24 protein-coding genes are annotated in these 15,917 nt (G+C 59.3%); 1 reads left to right on the top strand and 23 read right to left on the bottom strand.

Annotated elements, in window-relative coordinates:
* Nucleotides 1-298: 298 nt before the first annotated feature.
* Both ssb and AOG28_RS14495 read right to left on the bottom strand, forming a co-directional pair.
* Nucleotides 299-955 (bottom strand): single-stranded DNA-binding protein, encoded by a 657-nt coding sequence (gene ssb / locus AOG28_RS14500; protein WP_054556905.1) that lies wholly within the window; start codon nucleotides 953-955, stop codon nucleotides 299-301.
* An 87-nt stretch (nucleotides 956-1,042) separates the two neighbouring features.
* Complete coding sequence (locus AOG28_RS14495) at nucleotides 1,043-2,458, bottom strand: MFS transporter (RefSeq protein WP_054556904.1); 1,416 nt, start codon at nucleotides 2,456-2,458, stop codon at nucleotides 1,043-1,045.
* A 207-nt stretch (nucleotides 2,459-2,665) separates the two neighbouring features.
* Here AOG28_RS14495 and uvrA point away from each other — a divergent pair, with 207 nt between their 5' ends.
* Nucleotides 2,666-5,545, top strand: a complete 2,880-nt coding sequence (uvrA, locus tag AOG28_RS14490; RefSeq protein ID WP_054556903.1) for an excinuclease ABC subunit UvrA — start codon at nucleotides 2,666-2,668, stop codon at nucleotides 5,543-5,545.
* A gap of 183 nt (nucleotides 5,546-5,728) precedes the next feature.
* On the opposite strand, the gene rplQ is transcribed toward uvrA, so the two are convergent.
* From rplQ to rpsC, 21 genes are all read right to left on the bottom strand, one after another.
* Nucleotides 5,729-6,115, bottom strand: coding sequence for a 50S ribosomal protein L17 (gene rplQ / locus AOG28_RS14485; protein WP_043334820.1), 387 nt, complete (start codon nucleotides 6,113-6,115; stop codon nucleotides 5,729-5,731).
* A gap of 46 nt (nucleotides 6,116-6,161) precedes the next feature.
* Nucleotides 6,162-7,160, bottom strand: coding sequence for a DNA-directed RNA polymerase subunit alpha (locus tag AOG28_RS14480; RefSeq protein ID WP_043334822.1), 999 nt, complete (start codon nucleotides 7,158-7,160; stop codon nucleotides 6,162-6,164).
* Nucleotides 7,161-7,234: 74 nt separating this feature from the next.
* A complete protein-coding gene (gene rpsD, locus AOG28_RS14475; RefSeq protein ID WP_043334824.1) occupies nucleotides 7,235-7,855 on the bottom strand; it encodes a 30S ribosomal protein S4 in 621 nt (206 codons plus the stop codon).
* Between the two features lie 12 nt (nucleotides 7,856-7,867).
* Nucleotides 7,868-8,251, bottom strand: coding sequence for a 30S ribosomal protein S11 (gene rpsK / locus AOG28_RS14470; RefSeq protein ID WP_043334827.1), 384 nt, complete (start codon nucleotides 8,249-8,251; stop codon nucleotides 7,868-7,870).
* A 30-nt stretch (nucleotides 8,252-8,281) separates the two neighbouring features.
* Nucleotides 8,282-8,638: a 30S ribosomal protein S13 gene (gene rpsM, locus AOG28_RS14465; RefSeq protein ID WP_024950672.1), complete on the bottom strand. Its 357-nt coding sequence runs from the start codon at nucleotides 8,636-8,638 to the stop codon at nucleotides 8,282-8,284.
* A 131-nt stretch (nucleotides 8,639-8,769) separates the two neighbouring features.
* The gene (gene rpmJ / locus AOG28_RS17845; protein ID WP_077373351.1) at nucleotides 8,770-8,883 is read right to left on the bottom strand and encodes a 50S ribosomal protein L36; all 114 of its coding nucleotides are present in this window, start codon (nucleotides 8,881-8,883) and stop codon (nucleotides 8,770-8,772) included.
* A 34-nt stretch (nucleotides 8,884-8,917) separates the two neighbouring features.
* On the bottom strand, nucleotides 8,918-10,252 hold the full coding sequence (gene secY, locus AOG28_RS14460; RefSeq protein WP_043334831.1) for a preprotein translocase subunit SecY: 1,335 nt from the start codon (nucleotides 10,250-10,252) through the stop codon (nucleotides 8,918-8,920).
* A complete protein-coding gene (rplO, locus tag AOG28_RS14455; RefSeq protein ID WP_043334834.1) occupies nucleotides 10,253-10,687 on the bottom strand; it encodes a 50S ribosomal protein L15 in 435 nt (144 codons plus the stop codon).
* A gap of 3 nt (nucleotides 10,688-10,690) precedes the next feature.
* Entirely contained in the window at nucleotides 10,691-10,873 is a 183-nt protein-coding gene (rpmD, locus tag AOG28_RS14450; RefSeq protein WP_024950669.1) for a 50S ribosomal protein L30, read from the bottom strand.
* Nucleotides 10,874-10,879: 6 nt separating this feature from the next.
* The gene (rpsE, locus tag AOG28_RS14445) at nucleotides 10,880-11,380 is read right to left on the bottom strand and encodes a 30S ribosomal protein S5 (RefSeq protein WP_054556902.1); all 501 of its coding nucleotides are present in this window, start codon (nucleotides 11,378-11,380) and stop codon (nucleotides 10,880-10,882) included.
* 11 nt (nucleotides 11,381-11,391) lie between these two features.
* Nucleotides 11,392-11,742, bottom strand: coding sequence for a 50S ribosomal protein L18 (rplR, locus tag AOG28_RS14440; RefSeq protein WP_024950667.1), 351 nt, complete (start codon nucleotides 11,740-11,742; stop codon nucleotides 11,392-11,394).
* Nucleotides 11,743-11,751: 9 nt separating this feature from the next.
* Nucleotides 11,752-12,282 (bottom strand): 50S ribosomal protein L6, encoded by a 531-nt coding sequence (rplF, locus tag AOG28_RS14435; RefSeq protein ID WP_043334838.1) that lies wholly within the window; start codon nucleotides 12,280-12,282, stop codon nucleotides 11,752-11,754.
* A gap of 9 nt (nucleotides 12,283-12,291) precedes the next feature.
* Nucleotides 12,292-12,684: a 30S ribosomal protein S8 gene (gene rpsH / locus AOG28_RS14430; protein WP_043334840.1), complete on the bottom strand. Its 393-nt coding sequence runs from the start codon at nucleotides 12,682-12,684 to the stop codon at nucleotides 12,292-12,294.
* Between the two features lie 32 nt (nucleotides 12,685-12,716).
* Entirely contained in the window at nucleotides 12,717-13,022 is a 306-nt protein-coding gene (rpsN, locus tag AOG28_RS14425) for a 30S ribosomal protein S14 (RefSeq protein ID WP_043334842.1), read from the bottom strand.
* Between the two features lie 9 nt (nucleotides 13,023-13,031).
* Nucleotides 13,032-13,571 (bottom strand): 50S ribosomal protein L5, encoded by a 540-nt coding sequence (rplE, locus tag AOG28_RS14420; RefSeq protein WP_043334844.1) that lies wholly within the window; start codon nucleotides 13,569-13,571, stop codon nucleotides 13,032-13,034.
* A 17-nt stretch (nucleotides 13,572-13,588) separates the two neighbouring features.
* Nucleotides 13,589-13,906 (bottom strand): 50S ribosomal protein L24, encoded by a 318-nt coding sequence (gene rplX / locus AOG28_RS14415; protein ID WP_043334846.1) that lies wholly within the window; start codon nucleotides 13,904-13,906, stop codon nucleotides 13,589-13,591.
* Between the two features lie 15 nt (nucleotides 13,907-13,921).
* Nucleotides 13,922-14,293 (bottom strand): 50S ribosomal protein L14, encoded by a 372-nt coding sequence (gene rplN / locus AOG28_RS14410; protein ID WP_043334850.1) that lies wholly within the window; start codon nucleotides 14,291-14,293, stop codon nucleotides 13,922-13,924.
* Nucleotides 14,294-14,343: 50 nt separating this feature from the next.
* Entirely contained in the window at nucleotides 14,344-14,604 is a 261-nt protein-coding gene (rpsQ, locus tag AOG28_RS14405; RefSeq protein ID WP_043334852.1) for a 30S ribosomal protein S17, read from the bottom strand.
* Between the two features lies 1 nt (nucleotide 14,605).
* Entirely contained in the window at nucleotides 14,606-14,797 is a 192-nt protein-coding gene (gene rpmC / locus AOG28_RS14400; protein WP_024950659.1) for a 50S ribosomal protein L29, read from the bottom strand.
* Complete coding sequence (rplP, locus tag AOG28_RS14395) at nucleotides 14,797-15,210, bottom strand: 50S ribosomal protein L16 (protein ID WP_043334854.1); 414 nt, start codon at nucleotides 15,208-15,210, stop codon at nucleotides 14,797-14,799. Before rplP ends, rpmC begins: the two co-directional genes overlap by 1 nt.
* Nucleotides 15,211-15,221: 11 nt before the next feature.
* Complete coding sequence (gene rpsC, locus AOG28_RS14390) at nucleotides 15,222-15,914, bottom strand: 30S ribosomal protein S3 (RefSeq protein WP_043334856.1); 693 nt, start codon at nucleotides 15,912-15,914, stop codon at nucleotides 15,222-15,224.
* Nucleotides 15,915-15,917 lie beyond the last annotated feature (3 nt).

Below are 15,917 nucleotides of genomic sequence, written 5' to 3'. Positions count from 1 at the left end.
AACGGCGAGATACCAAGAGAATACGGCCATGAAGCGTTTTTTGCACAACGCTCGTTTACAACGCATGTATGAGTCGCAATGGACTGGCGCTCAACCTCCCTTACGCGCGGCACAAGCCACTGGATGTCGCGCTCGGCATCATTTTTCATGGCCAGCAATAATTCATGAAAAACAGACGCTTACATAAACAAAAACGCGAACATCTTATGGTTAATTCAAAAAAAAGCCCTCGCTGAACGAGGGCCTTTTCATCGTTATCGCTTGCGCGTTCTATCGGCGCACAGGCGAAAAACTTTATTCAGAACGGGATTTCATCATCGAAATCATCGAAGCTGCCCGCGGGCGGCGCACCGAAATTGTTGTTCTGGGAGTTGTTCTGCTGGGCAGGCTGCTGGCCACCGAAGTTGTTGCCCTGCTGAGGTGCCGGCTGCTGACCACCGAACTGACCGCCTTGCTGAGGGGCCGGCTGCTGACCACCGAACTGGCCACCTTGCTGCGGGGCCGGCTGATGACCACCGAACTGGCCACCCTGCTGGGGGGCTGCGGCCGGTTGCTGGCCGCCCTGCTGAGGCGCCTGCTGCGGGCGACCACCAGCGAAGTTGCCGCCGCCACCTTCACCACGCGTATCCAGCATCTGCATGTCGTTGGCCACGATTTCGGTGCTGTAACGGTCATTGCCGTTCTGATCCTGCCACTTGCGCGTCTGCAGGCGGCCTTCGATATACAGGCGTGAGCCTTTCTTGACGTATTGCTGGGCCACTTCAGCCAGCTTGTTGAACATCACCACACGGTGCCATTCGGTACGTTCCTGACGCTGACCGCTCTGGCGATCATTCCAGGTGTCCGTCGTCGCGAGGTTCAGGTTGCACACCGCACTACCGGACGGGGTGAAGCGAACTTCCGGGTCTTGACCGAGATTACCGATCAGAATGACCTTGTTTACGCCACGAGCCATGAAGATTACTCCTGCAAATAGACCGGCGCGCCATGGGCACCGGAGAAGGTATCGAGTGCACCGGCAATGTGTTGCCGATGTCAGGGTTCAGCTGGCAGGCACTTCCGCGCCTGCCGGAGTTTCGTCATCACGCTGGCGAGTGAAGCGGGCCAGCGCCTTGTCATCCAGTGTATCGCGTGTGACCTTGAGATAAGCGACCCGTTCCTCACGCACCACGAGCGCCTCTTCCACGCCGGCGATCGCCAGCAGGCGTGTCTGCAGCTCGACGGCCGACAATTGCGCGGCCTCGGGTGACAGGCCGATCACTTCACTGCCCAGATGTCGCGGCGGTTGCATGCCCCACACCACGGCCAGCCACAGAATGGCGACCAGTCCCATGGCGAAGAACACGCCGCTCAGACCGAAATGCCCGGTCAACCAGCCGCCCCCGACACCGCCCACGAAGGCGCCCAGGAACTGACTGGTGGAATAGACCCCCATCGCCGTGCCCTTGGCACCGGCCGGGGCCAGCTTTGAGATCATCGACGGCAAGGTCGCCTCAAGCAGATTGAAGGCGACGAAGAACAGCCACAGCAGGCCGAGGAACATCGCCAGCCCCGCATGCTCGATGCCATCGACTCCCAGCAGCAGCAAGCTTGTCGCGATGGTCGCGACGGCCCCCAGGAAGACGGGCTTCATGCGCCGATACTTCTCGGCCACGATGACCAGCGGCAGCATGGCGACAAAGGCCAGCCCCATCAATGGCAAATAGATCCAGCCGTGATGCGCCGGGGCGATGCCGAAATTGACCAGCTGCTGGGGAATGGCCACGAAGCAGGCGGTCAGGATCATGTGCAGCGCAAAGATCGACACATCCATGCGCAACAATGCGGAATTCGCGAGGATACCCTTGAGCTGGCGCCTATCAAGCCCCACATCCTGATGTTGACGCCTGGGCGCAGCTGGCACCAGCTTCCAGAGCACGAACAGGCTCGCGACGGCCATCACGGCGGTCAACCAGAAGACCCCCGACAGGCCGAAGGCATCTGCGGCCAGTGGCCCTGCGACCATCGCCAGTGCAAAGGCGACCCCGATCGACATGCCGATGGAGGCCATCGCCATGGTGCGAACCTCCTCCCGGGTCTGATCGGCCAGCAGTGCCATGATCGCTCCCGCCACGGCGCCGCTGCCCTGCAGACAGCGCCCGAGGATGATCATCTCGATGCTGTCGGCCGTCGCCGCGACCAGCGAGCCCAGAATGAACAACCCGAGCCCGAAGCCGATCACGGCCTTGCGCCCCAGTCGGTCTGACAGCCAGCCGAACGGAATCTGCAACAGTGCCTGGGTCAGCCCGTAGCCACCCAGCGCCACACCGACCAGTGTCGGCGTCGCACCGGCGAGGTCACGGGTATAGAGCGCCAGCACCGGCAACACCATGAACAGCCCCAGCATGCGAGTCGCATAGAGGCTGGCAAGGCCGACGATGGCGCGGCGTTCCGGCGCGAGCAGTCGAGAGGTTTTCATGGGCGGCGGCGGGCTCCGGAGCATGACAGTCAAGAAGAGGGAGGCCGACCACGTGGGTCGCCGAGATGTGACGTCCAACGGTGGTCGCCCACCAATGGACTGCATATTCTAAGGCCCGCTTGGCGGCTTTGAAAGCATGCAGCCTTTGCCGGGTGTTTCACCCGCGCCTTATAATCGTTGCTTTTATCGACGCAGCCCGAGGTGGCAATGGACAGGATTCAGGTGAGGGGTGCGCGCACCCACAACCTCAAGAACATCGATGTCGAACTGCCGCGTGACAAGCTGATCGTGGTGACCGGACTTTCCGGTTCCGGCAAGTCATCACTTGCCTTTGACACTCTCTATGCCGAGGGACAGCGGCGCTACGTCGAATCACTGTCCACCTACGCACGTCAATTCCTGTCGATGATGGAAAAGCCGGACATCGACCATATCGAAGGTCTGTCACCGGCGATTTCCATCGAACAGAAATCGACCTCGCACAACCCGCGCTCCACCGTCGGCACTATTACCGAGATCTACGATTACCTGCGCCTGCTGTATGCACGCGCCGGTACGCCGCGCTGTCCGGACCACGCGATTGATCTGGAAGCCCAGACCATCTCGCAGATGGTCGATCAGGCGCTCGCCTTGCCGGAAGGCAGCAAGCTGATGCTGCTGGCTCCCGTGGTCAGTGGCCGCAAGGGTGAGCACCTCCAGCTGCTGTCAGAGCTGCGCGCCCAGGGCTTCGTGCGGGCCCGCATCGACGGCGTGATCGTCGAGCTGGATGATCTCAAGCCGCTGGAGAAGAACAAGAAGCATGACATCGACGTCGTCGTCGATCGTTTCAAGGTGCGCGAAGACCTCAAGCAGCGCCTGGCCGAATCCTTCGAGACCGCGCTGAATCTGGCCGACGGCAGCGCGCGCCTGCACTTCATGGATGGCGAACAGGAAGACCTCGTCTTCTCCTCGCGCTTCGCCTGCCCGGTGTGTGGCTATGCGCTGGCCGAGCTGGAACCGCGCCTGTTCTCCTTCAACAACCCGGCGGGCGCCTGCCCGACCTGTGACGGCCTCGGCGTGAAGCAGTATTTCGATCCCGACAAGCTGATCAGCCATCCTGAGCTGTCACTGGCCGAAGGCGTCATCAAGGGCTGGGACCGCCGCAGTGTCTACTACTTCAGCCAGCTGCAGGCCGTTGCCGAGCATTATGGCTTCGCGCTGGAAGCGGCCTGGGAGTCGCTCAGCGATGAAGCGCGTGACGCCGTGCTCAACGGCAGCGGCCGCGAGGACATCGCCTTCAGCTACGTGAATGACCGTGGCCGCAAGGTGACCCGCGAGCACCCCTTCGAGGGCGTGCTGCCCAACATGGAGCGCCGTTACCGCGAGACCGAATCCAACATGGTGCGCGAGGACCTCGCCCGCTATCTGGCGGTCCAGCCGTGCCCGAGCTGCGACGGCTCGCGCCTGCGTCGTGAAGCGCGCAACGTCTATGTCGATGACCGCACACTCTCCGAGGTCGTGCGTCAGCCGATCGGTGAAGCATGGGAAGAGTTCGGCAAGCTGAGCCTGCCGGGACGCAAGGGCGAGATCGCCGCCAAGATCGTGCATGAGATCCAGGCGCGCCTCGAATTTCTCGTCAATGTCGGCCTCGACTATCTGACCCTGGAGCGCAGCGCCGACACCCTGTCTGGCGGTGAGGCGCAGCGTATCCGTCTCGCCAGCCAGATCGGTGCCGGCCTGGTCGGGGTGATGTACATCCTCGATGAGCCGTCCATCGGCCTGCATCAGCGCGACAATGATCGTCTGCTCAAGACGCTGATCCATCTGCGCGACCTGGGCAACACCGTGATCGTGGTCGAGCATGATGAGGACGCGATTCGCGCCGCCGACCACGTGCTGGATATCGGTCCGGGCGCCGGCGTGCATGGTGGCGAGATCGTCGCCCAGGGCACACCGGAGCAGATCGAGGCGACGCCTGGCTCATTGACCGGGCAATACCTGAGTGGCGAGCGCGAGATCGCCGTGCCGCCCTACCGCCTTCCGGCCAACCCTGACAAGGTGCTGCGCCTGACCGGTGCCACCGGCAACAACCTGCAGGATGTGACGCTGACGCTGCCGACAGGCCTGCTGACGTGCATCACCGGGGTCTCGGGCTCAGGCAAGTCGACGCTGATCAATGCCACCCTGATGCCACTGGCGGCGCGCGAGCTCAATCGGGCCACCACCCTGACGCCCGCGCCCTACGGCACCATCGAAGGGCTGGACCTGTTCGACAAGATGGTGGATATCGACCAGAGCCCCATCGGGCGGACGCCGCGCTCCAATCCGGCGACCTATACCGGCATCTTCACGCCGATACGCGAGCTGTTCTCAAGCACCCAGGAAGCACGCGCCCGCGGCTACAAGCCGGGCCGCTTCAGCTTCAACGTCAAGGGCGGCCGCTGCGAGGCCTGTCAGGGCGACGGCCTGATCAAGGTCGAGATGCACTTCCTGCCCGACATGTACGTGCCCTGCGATGTCTGCAAGGGCAAGCGCTACAACCGCGAGACGCTTGAAGTGCAGTACAAGGGCAAGAACATCCACGAAGTGCTGGAGATGACCATCGAGGAGGCGCTGGAGTTCTTCTCGCCGGTTCCGGCCATCGCCCGCCGCCTGCAGACGCTGATGGATGTCGGCCTCTCCTACGTCCGCCTCGGCCAGAGTGCGACCACGCTGTCCGGCGGTGAAGCCCAGCGCGTCAAACTGGCGCGTGAGCTGGCCAAGCGCGATACCGGCAAGACGCTCTATATTCTCGATGAGCCGACCACCGGCCTGCACTTCGAGGATATTCGCCAGCTGCTGGTCGTGTTGCACCGTCTGCGTGATCACGGCAACACCGTGGTCGTGATCGAGCACAACCTGGATGTGATCAAGACCGCCGACTGGCTGATCGACCTCGGCCCGGAGGGTGGCTCAGGCGGCGGCCAGATCATCGCCGAAGGCACACCGGAGCAACTGGCCACGCAGGAGATCTCGCACACCGGTCGCTTCCTGGCTCCGCTGCTGGAACGCCAGAAAGCCACCAGTGCCACCGCGAGCAGCAAGAAGAAGGCCGAGACCAGCAGCTAGGCGCCGGCTCACGTCCCTTCCGCTCCTCTGATTCACCTCGCCCCAGCACATCCTCAACACACCCCGGGGCGAGGTGGACCTTTCGGCAAATGACACGCCCGTGCCACCCGGCCAACTGTCAGGCATAAAAAAAGGCCAACCCGTGAGGGTTGGCCTTTTCTTGTGGACGAAGCAAGCTGAAGCTTACTCTTCGCCCGCTGCCTCGGAGGCAACCGGACGATCGACCAGCTCGACGAATGCCATCGGGGCATTGTCACCGGCGCGATAGCCGCACTTCAGGATGCGCAGGTAACCGCCCGGACGGGAGGTGTAGCGCGGGCCGAGCTCATTGAAGAGCTTGCCGACCGCTTCCTTGGAGCGCGTGCGAGAGAACGCCAAACGGCGGTTCGCAACGGTGTCCTGCTTGGCCAGGGTGATCAGCGGCTCGATATGACGACGCAGTTCCTTGGCTTTCGGCAGGGTAGTCTTGATGACTTCGTGCTCTACCAGAGAGATGCACATGTTCTTGAACATGGCTTCACGGTGAGAGCTGGTACGGTTCAGGTGACGACCACTCTTACGATGACGCATGGTTGTGATTCCTTACCAGTCTGGGGCTTGAGCCGACCGGGCTTCCTTAAGCGGAAGCCTTGTCGTCCTTCAGGCTTGCGGGCGGCCAGTTTTCCAACCGCATGCCGAGGGACAGACCACGCGCGGACAGCACGTCCTTGATTTCATTCAAGGACTTCTTGCCGAGATTCGGGGTCTTCAGCAGCTCAACTTCGGTGCGCTGAATGAGATCACCGATGTAATAGATATTCTCGGCCTTGAGACAGTTCGCACTGCGAACAGTCAGCTCAAGATCGTCTACGGGACGGAGAAGGATCGGATCGATTTGATCTTCCTCTTCTTCGACTTCCTGTTCCTTGTCTGCTTCCAGATCAACGAAGGCGGCCAGCTGCTCCTGCAGGATAGTTGCGGAGCGGCGGATCGCTTCTTCCGGATCCAGTGTGCCGTCGGTTTCCAGGTCGATCACCAGCTTGTCGAGGTTGGTGCGCTGTTCAACACGCGCAGCCTCGACGGCATAGGAGACCCGACGAACCGGGGTAAAGGTCGCATCCAGCTGGAGGCGGCCAATGGCACGTGATTCGTCATCAGCAGAGATGCGAGCATCTGCCGCTTCGTAGCCGCGGCCACGAGCGATCTTGAGCTGCATCTTCAGCTCGCCACCATCATTGAGGTGAGCGATGACGTGATCCGGATTCACGATTTCGAGATCGTGGTCGCCAGCGATGTCGCCAGCAGTCACGATACCCGGGCCCTTCTTGTTCAGCGCCAGCACAGCTTCGTCGCGACCATGCATCTTGATGGCCACGTCCTTGAGGTTCAGCAGGATTTCGATTACATCCTCCTGCACCCCTTCAATGGCGCTGTACTCGTGCAGAACGCCTTCGATCTCAGCTTCCACGACGGCACAGCCGGGCATGGAAGAAAGCAGGATGCGACGCAGAGCATTCCCCAGGGTGTGGCCGAAACCACGCTCGAAGGGTTCGAGGACGATTCGCGCGTGATGGGCGCTGACTTCCTCGACCTTGATATCGCGAGGACGGAGAAACTCTGTCACTGAGCGCTGCATAAGAACACCTTTAAGGCTGCCAAACGGATAATCTGGGTACTCCAGCCGGGCCGACGAATCGGCCCGGCGTTACATTACTTGGAGTACAGCTCGACGATCAGGTTTTCGTTGATATCGGCAGACAGGTCGCCACGCTCGGGGACAGCCTTGAAAGTGCCTTCCATCTTCTTGGAGTCGACGTCGACCCAGGAGACATCACCGCGGTTGGCAGCGAGTGCCAGAGACTGCTGGATGCGAGCCTGGTTCTTGGCCTTCTCACGAACGGTGACCACATCGCCAGCCTTCACTTTGAAGGAAGCAACGTTGACGGTACGGCCGTTCACGGCGATCGCCTTGTGGCTGACCAGCTGACGTGCCTCGGAACGCGTGGAGCCGAAGCCCATGCGGTAGACGACGTTGTCGAGACGAGTCTCGAGGAGCTGGAGCAGAACCTCACCGGTCGCACCCTTGAGGCGAGCGGCTTCTTTGTAGTAGTTGCGGAATTGCTTTTCCAGCACGCCGTACATGCGACGTACCTTCTGCTTTTCACGCAGCTGCAGGCCGTAGTCTGAAAGACGCTGACGGCGCTGGCCATGAACACCCGGGGGTTGTTCGGATTTGCACTTCTTCTCGAACGGAGTCACGCCACTCTTCAGGAAGAGGTCGGTGCCTTCACGACGAGACAGTTTGCACTTCGGTCCAATATAACGAGCCATGAGTCTGTCTCCTTAAACGCGGCGTTTCTTCGGCGGACGGCACCCATTATGCGGGATGGGGGTCACGTCGGTGATGCTTTGCACGCGGAAGCCTGCGGCATTGAGAGCACGCACGGCGGACTCACGACCCGGACCCGGGCCCTTGACCAGCACGTCGACGTTCTTCACACCATATTCGGCTGCAGCGGTCGCTGCACGTTCACTTGCGACTTGCGCAGCGAACGGGGTGCTCTTGCGAGAACCACGAAAACCCGAACCACCGGCAGTTGCCCAGGAAAGAGCATTGCCCTGGCGGTCTGTGATCGTCACGATAGTGTTGTTAAAAGAGGCGTGGATATGCGCGATGGCATCCACTACCTGCTTTTTAACCTTCTTGCGCTTACTCGGGTTAGCCATTAGATGTTTCCTGTCTAAACGCCAGTTCGTTTACTTGCGAATCGGTTTACGCGGACCTTTGCGTGTACGTGCGTTGGTCTTGGTGCGCTGACCGCGCAACGGAAGACCACGACGATGGCGCAGGCCACGATAGCAACCGAGGTCCATGAGACGCTTGATGTTCAGCGTGATCTCACGACGCAGGTCGCCTTCGACGGTGTACTTACCCACCTCGGCACGAACCAGGTCCAGTTGTTCAACAGACAGATCAGCGATCTTGACGCTCGGTTCTAAACCGAGAGCGGCGCAGATCTGCTGTGCACGCGTACGGCCAATCCCGAAGATATAAGTCAGCGAGATCGCCGCGTGCTTGTTGTCCGGGATATTGACGCCAGCAATACGGGCCATCAGTTTTCTCCGAAAGGTTAGCGGCGGATTTTACATCCACAAAGGGCGCAATAGCATACCCCTTGATCCCATTGGGAACAAGGGGGTATGCCAGCACCCGAGCTTGTATTCAGCTAAGCGGGTCGAGGGAATTAACCCTGACGCTGCTTGTGGCGGGGCTCAGTGCAGATGACCCGCACTGCGCCACGACGCCGAATGATCTTGCAGTTACGGCAAATTTTCTTGACGGAAGCTCGAACTTTCATCGTTCTCTCCAGTTTGCTAACAGGGGCTGCGCAATCAGCGCATCATGCCACCGCTGCCATAGCCTTTGAGGTTGGCCTTCTTCATCACCGACGCATACTGATTTGACATCAGATGCGACTGCACCTGGGCCATGAAGTCCATGACCACCACGACCACGATGAGCAGAGAGGTGCCGCCGAAATAGAACGGAACCTGCCATGCAACAACGAGGAATTGAGGCATCAGGGAGACTAGGGTGATGTAGAGGGCGCCGAACAGCGTCAGGCGAGTCATCACCTTATCGATGTAACGGGCGGTCTGTTCGCCTGGGCGAATACCCGGCAGAAACGCTCCTGACTTCTTGAGGTTGTCAGCAACATCCTTCGGATTGAAGACCAGCGCCGTGTAGAAGAAGCAGAAGAATACTACAGCGGCAGCGAAAAGCAAGATATACAGTGGCTGACCCGGCCCGAGAGCCTGAGATGCCGTCTGCAACCATTGCATGCTTTCACTCTGGCCAAACCATTGACCCATCGACGCAGGGAACAGCAGGATGCTTGACGCGAAGATCGGCGGGATGACCCCGGCCATGTTGACCTTCATCGGCAAGTAGCTGCTCTGACCTGCATACATCTTGTTGCCAACCTGACGGCGCGGATAGTTCACCGTGATGCGGCGTTGGCCGCGTTCGATGAACACCACGAAGGCAACGGTAATGACTGCGAGCAGCGTCAGCGCCAGCAGCGGAAGCACATTCCAGGCACCATCATTGCGCGCCAGTTCGAAAGACTGGCCGATGGCACTCGGCAGCCCGGCGACAATACCAGCAAAGATGATCAGTGAGATCCCGTTGCCGATACCCTTCTCGGTGATCTGCTCTCCCAGCCACATCAGGAACACTGCACCAGCCACGAACGTACTCACGGCGGTGAAGTAGAAGCTGAAGTCAGCGGAATAGGCGACACCGTTTCCGACCAGTCCGACTGCCATGCCGATCGATTGGACCAGGGCCAGTACTACCGTGCCGTAGCGCGTGTACTGGCTGATCTTGCGACGGCCGGCCTCGCCTTCCTTTTTCAACTGCTCAAGCTGAGGCGAGACCACCGTCAGGAGCTGCATGATGATCGACGCGGATATGTAGGGCATGATGCCCAGCGCGAAGATACTCATTCGCTCCAGTGCACCACCGGAGAACATGTTGAACATGCTCAGGATGGTGCCCTGGTTTTCCCTGAACAAGGCAGCAAGCTGGTCAGGATTGATACCGGGAACGGGGATGTGTGCACCGATTCGGTACACCACGATGGCGATGAACACGAAGCGCAAACGCGCCCAGAGTTCGCTCAACCCACTTCCCTGCATCGCCGGTACGTTTCCTGACTTAGCCATTTAGTCCTCTACCTTGCCACCGGCAGCTTCGATCGCAGCACGGGCACCTTTGGTGACCTTAATGCCGCGAACCGTGACTGCCTTGTCCAGTTCGCCGGAGAGCATGACCTTCGCGAACTTCGTGGAATCACGAAGCACGTTGGCCTTCTTCAGCGTTTCGAGGTCGACGATCTCGCCGTCTACCAGTGCCAGTTCGCTCAGGCGCACTTCTTCGGAAATCAGAGACTTCGCGGAAGTGAAACCAAACTTCGGCAGGCGACGCTGCATAGGCATCTGACCGCCTTCGAAGCCCGGCTTGACGCTGCCACCGGAACGGGACTTCTGGCCCTTGTGGCCACGACCGCCGGTCTTACCAAGACCGGAGCCGATACCACGACCGACACGCTTTGCAGCGTGCTTGGAGCCCGGGGCCGGACTCAGGGTATTCAATTTCATGGATTACTCTCCCTCAACACGGACAAGGTAGTGAACCTTGTTGATCATGCCGCGTACCGCGGGGGTGTCTTCCAGCTCGACAGTGTGACCGATGCGGCGCAGGCCAAGACCTTTCATAGTGGCCTTGTGCTTTTCGAGGACGCCGATGGTGCTGCGGATCTGGGTTACCGTGATCTTAGCTGCCATGGTGCCTTACCCCGCAATCTTGTCGACAGACAGGCCACGCTTGGCGGCGATGTCTTCCGGAGATTTCATGGCAGCGAGACCGTTGATGGTCGCGCGCACCACGTTGACCGGATTGGTGGAACCGTAGCACTTGGCCAGGACGTCATGGACGCCTGCCAGTTCGAGCACGGAACGCATCGCACCGCCGGCAATGATGCCGGTACCTTCGGACGCTGGCTGCATGTAGATCTTGGATGCGCCGTGACGAGCCTTCACCGGGTACTGCAGGGTGTGGCCCTTCAGGTCAACCTTGATCATGTTGCGACGAGCTTGGTCCATTGCCTTCTGGATCGCGACCGGCACTTCACGCGCCTTGCCACGGCCGAAGCCAACACGACCATTGCCGTCACCAACGACAGTCAGAGCGGTGAAACCGAAGATACGGCCGCCCTTGACTACCTTGGCGACGCGGTTGATCTGCACGAGCTTCTCTTGCAGGTCACCGCCCTTCTGTTCGATATTCGCCATCGTAAAACCCTTTAGAATTCCAGGCCGCCTTCACGTGCGGCATCGGCCAGGGCCTTCACGCGACCGTGGTACTTGTACCCGGAGCGATCGAAAGCCACTTGCTTGATACCCGCTTCCTTCGCGCGCTCGGCAATCAGAGCACCCACCTTGGCGGCGGAGTCCGAGTTACCGGTAGAACCTTCGCGCAGGCTCTTGTCGAGCGTGGATGCGGTGGCCAGGACTTGGCCGCCATCCGGCGAGATGATCTGCGCGTAGATGTGACGCGGGGTGCGGTTCACGCACAGGCGAAACACGCCCAGCTCGCGGATTTTCGCACGAGCGCGGCGGGCACGACGGAGACGAGATTCTTTCTTCGCGTTCATAACCCTGCCTTACTTCTTCTTGGCTTCTTTACGACGGACGACTTCGTCGCTGTACCGAATACCTTTGCCCTTGTAGGGCTCCGGCGGACGGAATGCGCGAATCTCTGCGGCGACCTGACCCAAAGCCTGCTTGTCAGCAGACGTGAGGACGATCTGAGTGTTCTTCGGCGTTTCAGCCGTAACACTTGCCGGCAGTTCATAGTCGACCGGGTGTGAGAAGCCCAGTGTCAGGTTGATTGTCTGGCCTTTGGCCTGGGCACGATAACCCACACCATTGATTTCCAGAGACTTGGTGAAGCCTACGGAAACACCAGACACCATGTTGTTGACCAGAGCACGAGTGGTACCAACCATTGCCCAGTTCTTGGCGGTCTCGGACGGAGCGAAGGTCATTTGACCTTCTTCCATAGAGATGACCACGTCCTGGTGGACGGTCAGTTCCAGCTGGCCTTTGCTGCCCTTCACGGTCAGCTTGTCGCCGTCGAGCTTTGCCTCGACGCCGTTCGGCAATTTAACCGGATACTTGGCTACGCGGGACATTCCAAACTCCTAGAATACGGTGCAGAGGACTTCGCCGCCGACACCAGCTTGACGGGCCGCACGATCGGTCATCACGCCCCGGGAGGTGGAAACGATCGCAATACCCAGGCCATCTGCGACTTTCGGAAGCTCACCCTTGCCTTTGTACTGGCGCAGGGACGGCTTGGAAATACGCTTGATGCTCTCGATAACCGACTTGCCTTCGAAGTACTTGAGGGTCACGGTCAGTTCCGGCTTGGCGCCTTCTGCGACGGCAAACTCGGAAATATAACCCTCTTCCTTCAATACGCGGGCCACTTCAACCTTGAGCTTGGAAGACGGCATGGTAACCGTCTCCTTGGTGGCCATCTGCGCATTGCGGATACGAGTGAACATATCCGCCAGAGTGTCTTGCATGCTCATTTACGTTGCGCTCCTGAATTCTTGCAGTGGTGTTACCAGCTGGACTTGGTCAGACCAGGCACGTCACCACGCATAGCGGCTTCACGCAGCTTGTTGCGGCTCAGGCCGAACTTGTTGTAGTAGCCGTGCGGACGGCCAGTGATACGGCAGCGGTTACGCTGACGGACCGGGCTGGCATCACGCGGCAGCTGCTGCAGCTTCAGCTGTGCGTCGAAGCGCTCTTCTTCAGAAGCGTTGACGTCGTTGATGATGGTCTTCAGTGCGTCGCGTTTGGCGGCGTACTTAGCGACCAGCTTGGTGCGCTTGAGCTCGCGCTCAACCATGCTTTTCTTTGCCATGATCCACCCTTATTTCTTGAACGGGAAGTTCAGCGCGCCCAGCAACGCACGACCTTCATCATCGGTGTTGGCGCTAGTGGTGATGGTGATGTCCAGGCCACGAATCCGGTCGATCTTATCATACTCGATCTCCGGGAAGATGATCTGCTCACGCACACCCATGGAGTAGTTTCCACGGCCATCGAAGGACTTCGGGTTCAGACCACGGAAGTCACGAACGCGCGGGATAGCCACGTTCACGAGACGGTCCAGGAAGTCCCACATACGATCGCTGCGCAGGGTCACCTTAACACCGATCGGCCATCCTTCGCGGACTTTGAAGCCAGCGATGGACTTGCGTGCCTTGGTGACGATGGGCTTCTGACCAGAAAGCATCTGGAGATCGGCAAACGCGTTGTCGATCAGCTTCTTGTCAGCGGTGGCTTCACCGATACCCATGTTCAGGGTCACCTTGGTGATGCGGGGAACCTGCATCACATTGGCGTAGCCGAACTGCTCTTTAAGCTGGGCGGCCACTTCGTTCTGATAACGTTCTTTCAAGTTCGCCATGTTGTACCCGACTCGCGTTAGGCGTCGATCAGCTTCTGAGTCGACTTAAAGATGCGTACCTTAGTACCGTCTTCCTGTACCTGGATTCCGACACGATCCGCCTTGCCGGTCTCCTGGTTGAAGATGGCCACGTTGGACGCGTGAATCGGAGCCTCGCGCTCGACGATACCCCCCTGGGTGCCCAGCATCGGGTTGGGCTTGGTGTGACGCTTGATCATATTCACACCGGACACGAGCAGACGCTCACCTTTCAGCACCTTGCTGATGGTACCGCGCTTGCCCTTGTCCTTCCCGGCGATGACGATGACTTCATCGTCACGTTTGATCTTTTGCATATCCGCTTCCGCTCCTTACAGCACTTCGGGCGCCAGGGAAATGATCTTCATGAACTTCTCACTGCGAAGTTCACGGGTAACCGGGCCGAAGATACGGGTACCGATCGGCTGTTCGTTGGTGTTGTTCAACAGAACGGCCGCATTACCGTCGAAGCGGATCACGGAACCGTCATTACGACGGACACCGGCTTTGGTACGAACGACCACTGCCTTCATGACCTGGCCTTTCTTGACCTTGCCACGCGGGATAGCTTCTTTGACGGTGACCTTGATGATGTCTCCAACACGAGCGTAACGGCGGTGTGAACCACCCAGCACCTTGATGCATTGCACCCGGCGCGCGCCACTGTTGTCGGCGACATCCAGCATTGTCTGAGTCTGAATCATCGGTTTTCTCCAAACCTAATCTGACTGCCTGGTGGGAACTGGCCTAGGGATTAACCCTTGGCCTGTTCAACCACCTCGACCAGGGTCCAGGCTTTCTTCTTGGACAGCGGACGAGTCTCGGCGATAGAGACGGTGTCACCGATCCGAGCCTGATTCGCCTCATCATGGGCGTGCAGCTTGGTGGAGCGTCTCAGGTACTTGCCATAGATCGGGTGACGCTCACGGCGCTCGACCATGACAACGATGGATTTTTCCATCTTGTCACTCACCACCTTGCCGGTGAGTGTGCGTGCTTTAGTTTCTTCGGCCATTTTACTCACCTGACTTCTGGTTGAGCACAGTCTTAACCTGAGCAATTTGGCGACGAGTCTGCTTGAGCAGGTGAACCTGGCTCAGCTGGCCTGTTGCCTTCTGCATGCGCAGATTGAATTGCTCACGCAGCAGTTCGAACAACTGCTCCTGGAGCGCCTCGACTGACTTTTCACGGAGTTCTTGGGCTTTCATCACATCACCGTCCGCTTAACAAAGGTGGTGGAGATCGGCATCTTCATAGCGGCCAGGCTAAATGCTTCACGGGCCAGCTCTTCGGATACACCTTCGATCTCGTAGAGGACCTTGCCGGGCTGGATCTGAGCGACCCAGTACTCGACAGAACCCTTACCTTTACCCATACGAACTTCCAACGGCTTGTTGGAGATCGGCTTGTCTGGGAAGACACGGATCCAGATCTTACCGCCACGCTTGACGTGACGAGTGATGGCACGACGGCCAGCTTCGATCTGACGAGCGGTGATACGACCACGGCCGGTGGCTTTCAGGCCAAACTCACCAAAGCTTACCTTGCTTCCGCGATGCGCCAGGCCACGGTTGCGACCTTTCTGCATCTTGCGGAATTTCATACGCTTGGGCTGTAACATCGATTACCCCCTTACTTGCCTTTCTTCTTGGGTGCGGACGCGGGCTGCTTCGCCTTGGCTCGCACCTCTTCGATGCCACCGAGGATCTCGCCTTTGAAGATCCAGACCTTGACACCAATGATGCCGTAGGTGGTGTGAGCTTCGAAGGTGGAGTAATCAATGTCAGCACGCAGGGTGTGAAGCGGAACGCGGCCTTCGCGGTACCATTCGGTACGGGCGATTTCGGCACCGCCGAGACGACCAGAGAGCTGAATCTTGATGCCCTTGGCGCCCAGACGCATTGCGTTCTGCACAGCACGCTTCATCGCACGACGGAACATGACACGACGCTCGAGCTGACCTGCCACATTGGCAGCAACCAGCTTGGCATCGAGTTCCGGCTTGCGAATCTCCTCGATGTTGATGTGGACGGGAACGCCCATCATCTCGGAAACTTCACGACGAAGGCGGTCGACATCTTCACCTTTCTTACCGATCACGATACCCGGACGGGCAGTGTGAATGGTAATACGGGCGTTGTTTGCCGGACGCTCGATGCTGATGCGGCTCACGGAAGCGCTTTTCAGACGCTCTTCCAGGAATCCACGCACCTGCAGATCGTTGTTCAGTTTGTCGGCATAGGTAGCGCCTTCGGCGTACCAGACAGAGGTATGATCCTTGACAATACCCAGTCGGAAACCTGTCGGATTAACTTTCTGACCCATTGG

The sequence above is a fragment of the Cobetia sp. UCD-24C genome (assembly GCF_001306765.1).
Lineage (GTDB): Bacteria > Pseudomonadota > Gammaproteobacteria > Pseudomonadales > Halomonadaceae > Cobetia > Cobetia amphilecti.
The sequence above is the reverse complement of the archived record's forward strand: the minus strand, read 5'-3'. Positions and strand labels throughout refer to the sequence as shown.

Coding starts and splice junctions, on each gene's coding strand:
- ssb (WP_054556905.1), bottom strand. CDS start 955: ATGGCTCGTGGCGTAAACAAGGTCATTCTGATCGGTAATCTCGGTCAA.
- AOG28_RS14495 (WP_054556904.1), bottom strand. CDS start 2,458: ATGAAAACCTCTCGACTGCTCGCGCCGGAACGCCGCGCCATCGTCGGC.
- uvrA (WP_054556903.1), top strand. CDS start 2,666: ATGGACAGGATTCAGGTGAGGGGTGCGCGCACCCACAACCTCAAGAAC.
- rplQ (WP_043334820.1), bottom strand. CDS start 6,115: ATGCGTCATCGTAAGAGTGGTCGTCACCTGAACCGTACCAGCTCTCAC.
- AOG28_RS14480 (WP_043334822.1), bottom strand. CDS start 7,160: ATGCAGCGCTCAGTGACAGAGTTTCTCCGTCCTCGCGATATCAAGGTC.
- rpsD (WP_043334824.1), bottom strand. CDS start 7,855: ATGGCTCGTTATATTGGACCGAAGTGCAAACTGTCTCGTCGTGAAGGC.
- rpsK (WP_043334827.1), bottom strand. CDS start 8,251: ATGGCTAACCCGAGTAAGCGCAAGAAGGTTAAAAAGCAGGTAGTGGAT.
- rpsM (WP_024950672.1), bottom strand. CDS start 8,638: ATGGCCCGTATTGCTGGCGTCAATATCCCGGACAACAAGCACGCGGCG.
- rpmJ (WP_077373351.1), bottom strand. CDS start 8,883: ATGAAAGTTCGAGCTTCCGTCAAGAAAATTTGCCGTAACTGCAAGATC.
- secY (WP_043334831.1), bottom strand. CDS start 10,252: ATGGCTAAGTCAGGAAACGTACCGGCGATGCAGGGAAGTGGGTTGAGC.
- rplO (WP_043334834.1), bottom strand. CDS start 10,687: ATGAAATTGAATACCCTGAGTCCGGCCCCGGGCTCCAAGCACGCTGCA.
- rpmD (WP_024950669.1), bottom strand. CDS start 10,873: ATGGCAGCTAAGATCACGGTAACCCAGATCCGCAGCACCATCGGCGTC.
- rpsE (WP_054556902.1), bottom strand. CDS start 11,380: ATGGCGAATATCGAACAGAAGGGCGGTGACCTGCAAGAGAAGCTCGTG.
- rplR (WP_024950667.1), bottom strand. CDS start 11,742: ATGAACGCGAAGAAAGAATCTCGTCTCCGTCGTGCCCGCCGCGCTCGT.
- rplF (WP_043334838.1), bottom strand. CDS start 12,282: ATGTCCCGCGTAGCCAAGTATCCGGTTAAATTGCCGAACGGCGTCGAG.
- rpsH (WP_043334840.1), bottom strand. CDS start 12,684: ATGAGCATGCAAGACACTCTGGCGGATATGTTCACTCGTATCCGCAAT.
- rpsN (WP_043334842.1), bottom strand. CDS start 13,022: ATGGCAAAGAAAAGCATGGTTGAGCGCGAGCTCAAGCGCACCAAGCTG.
- rplE (WP_043334844.1), bottom strand. CDS start 13,571: ATGGCGAACTTGAAAGAACGTTATCAGAACGAAGTGGCCGCCCAGCTT.
- rplX (WP_043334846.1), bottom strand. CDS start 13,906: ATGCAAAAGATCAAACGTGACGATGAAGTCATCGTCATCGCCGGGAAG.
- rplN (WP_043334850.1), bottom strand. CDS start 14,293: ATGATTCAGACTCAGACAATGCTGGATGTCGCCGACAACAGTGGCGCG.
- rpsQ (WP_043334852.1), bottom strand. CDS start 14,604: ATGGCCGAAGAAACTAAAGCACGCACACTCACCGGCAAGGTGGTGAGT.
- rpmC (WP_024950659.1), bottom strand. CDS start 14,797: ATGAAAGCCCAAGAACTCCGTGAAAAGTCAGTCGAGGCGCTCCAGGAG.
- rplP (WP_043334854.1), bottom strand. CDS start 15,210: ATGTTACAGCCCAAGCGTATGAAATTCCGCAAGATGCAGAAAGGTCGC.
- rpsC (WP_043334856.1), bottom strand. CDS start 15,914: ATGGGTCAGAAAGTTAATCCGACAGGTTTCCGACTGGGTATTGTCAAG.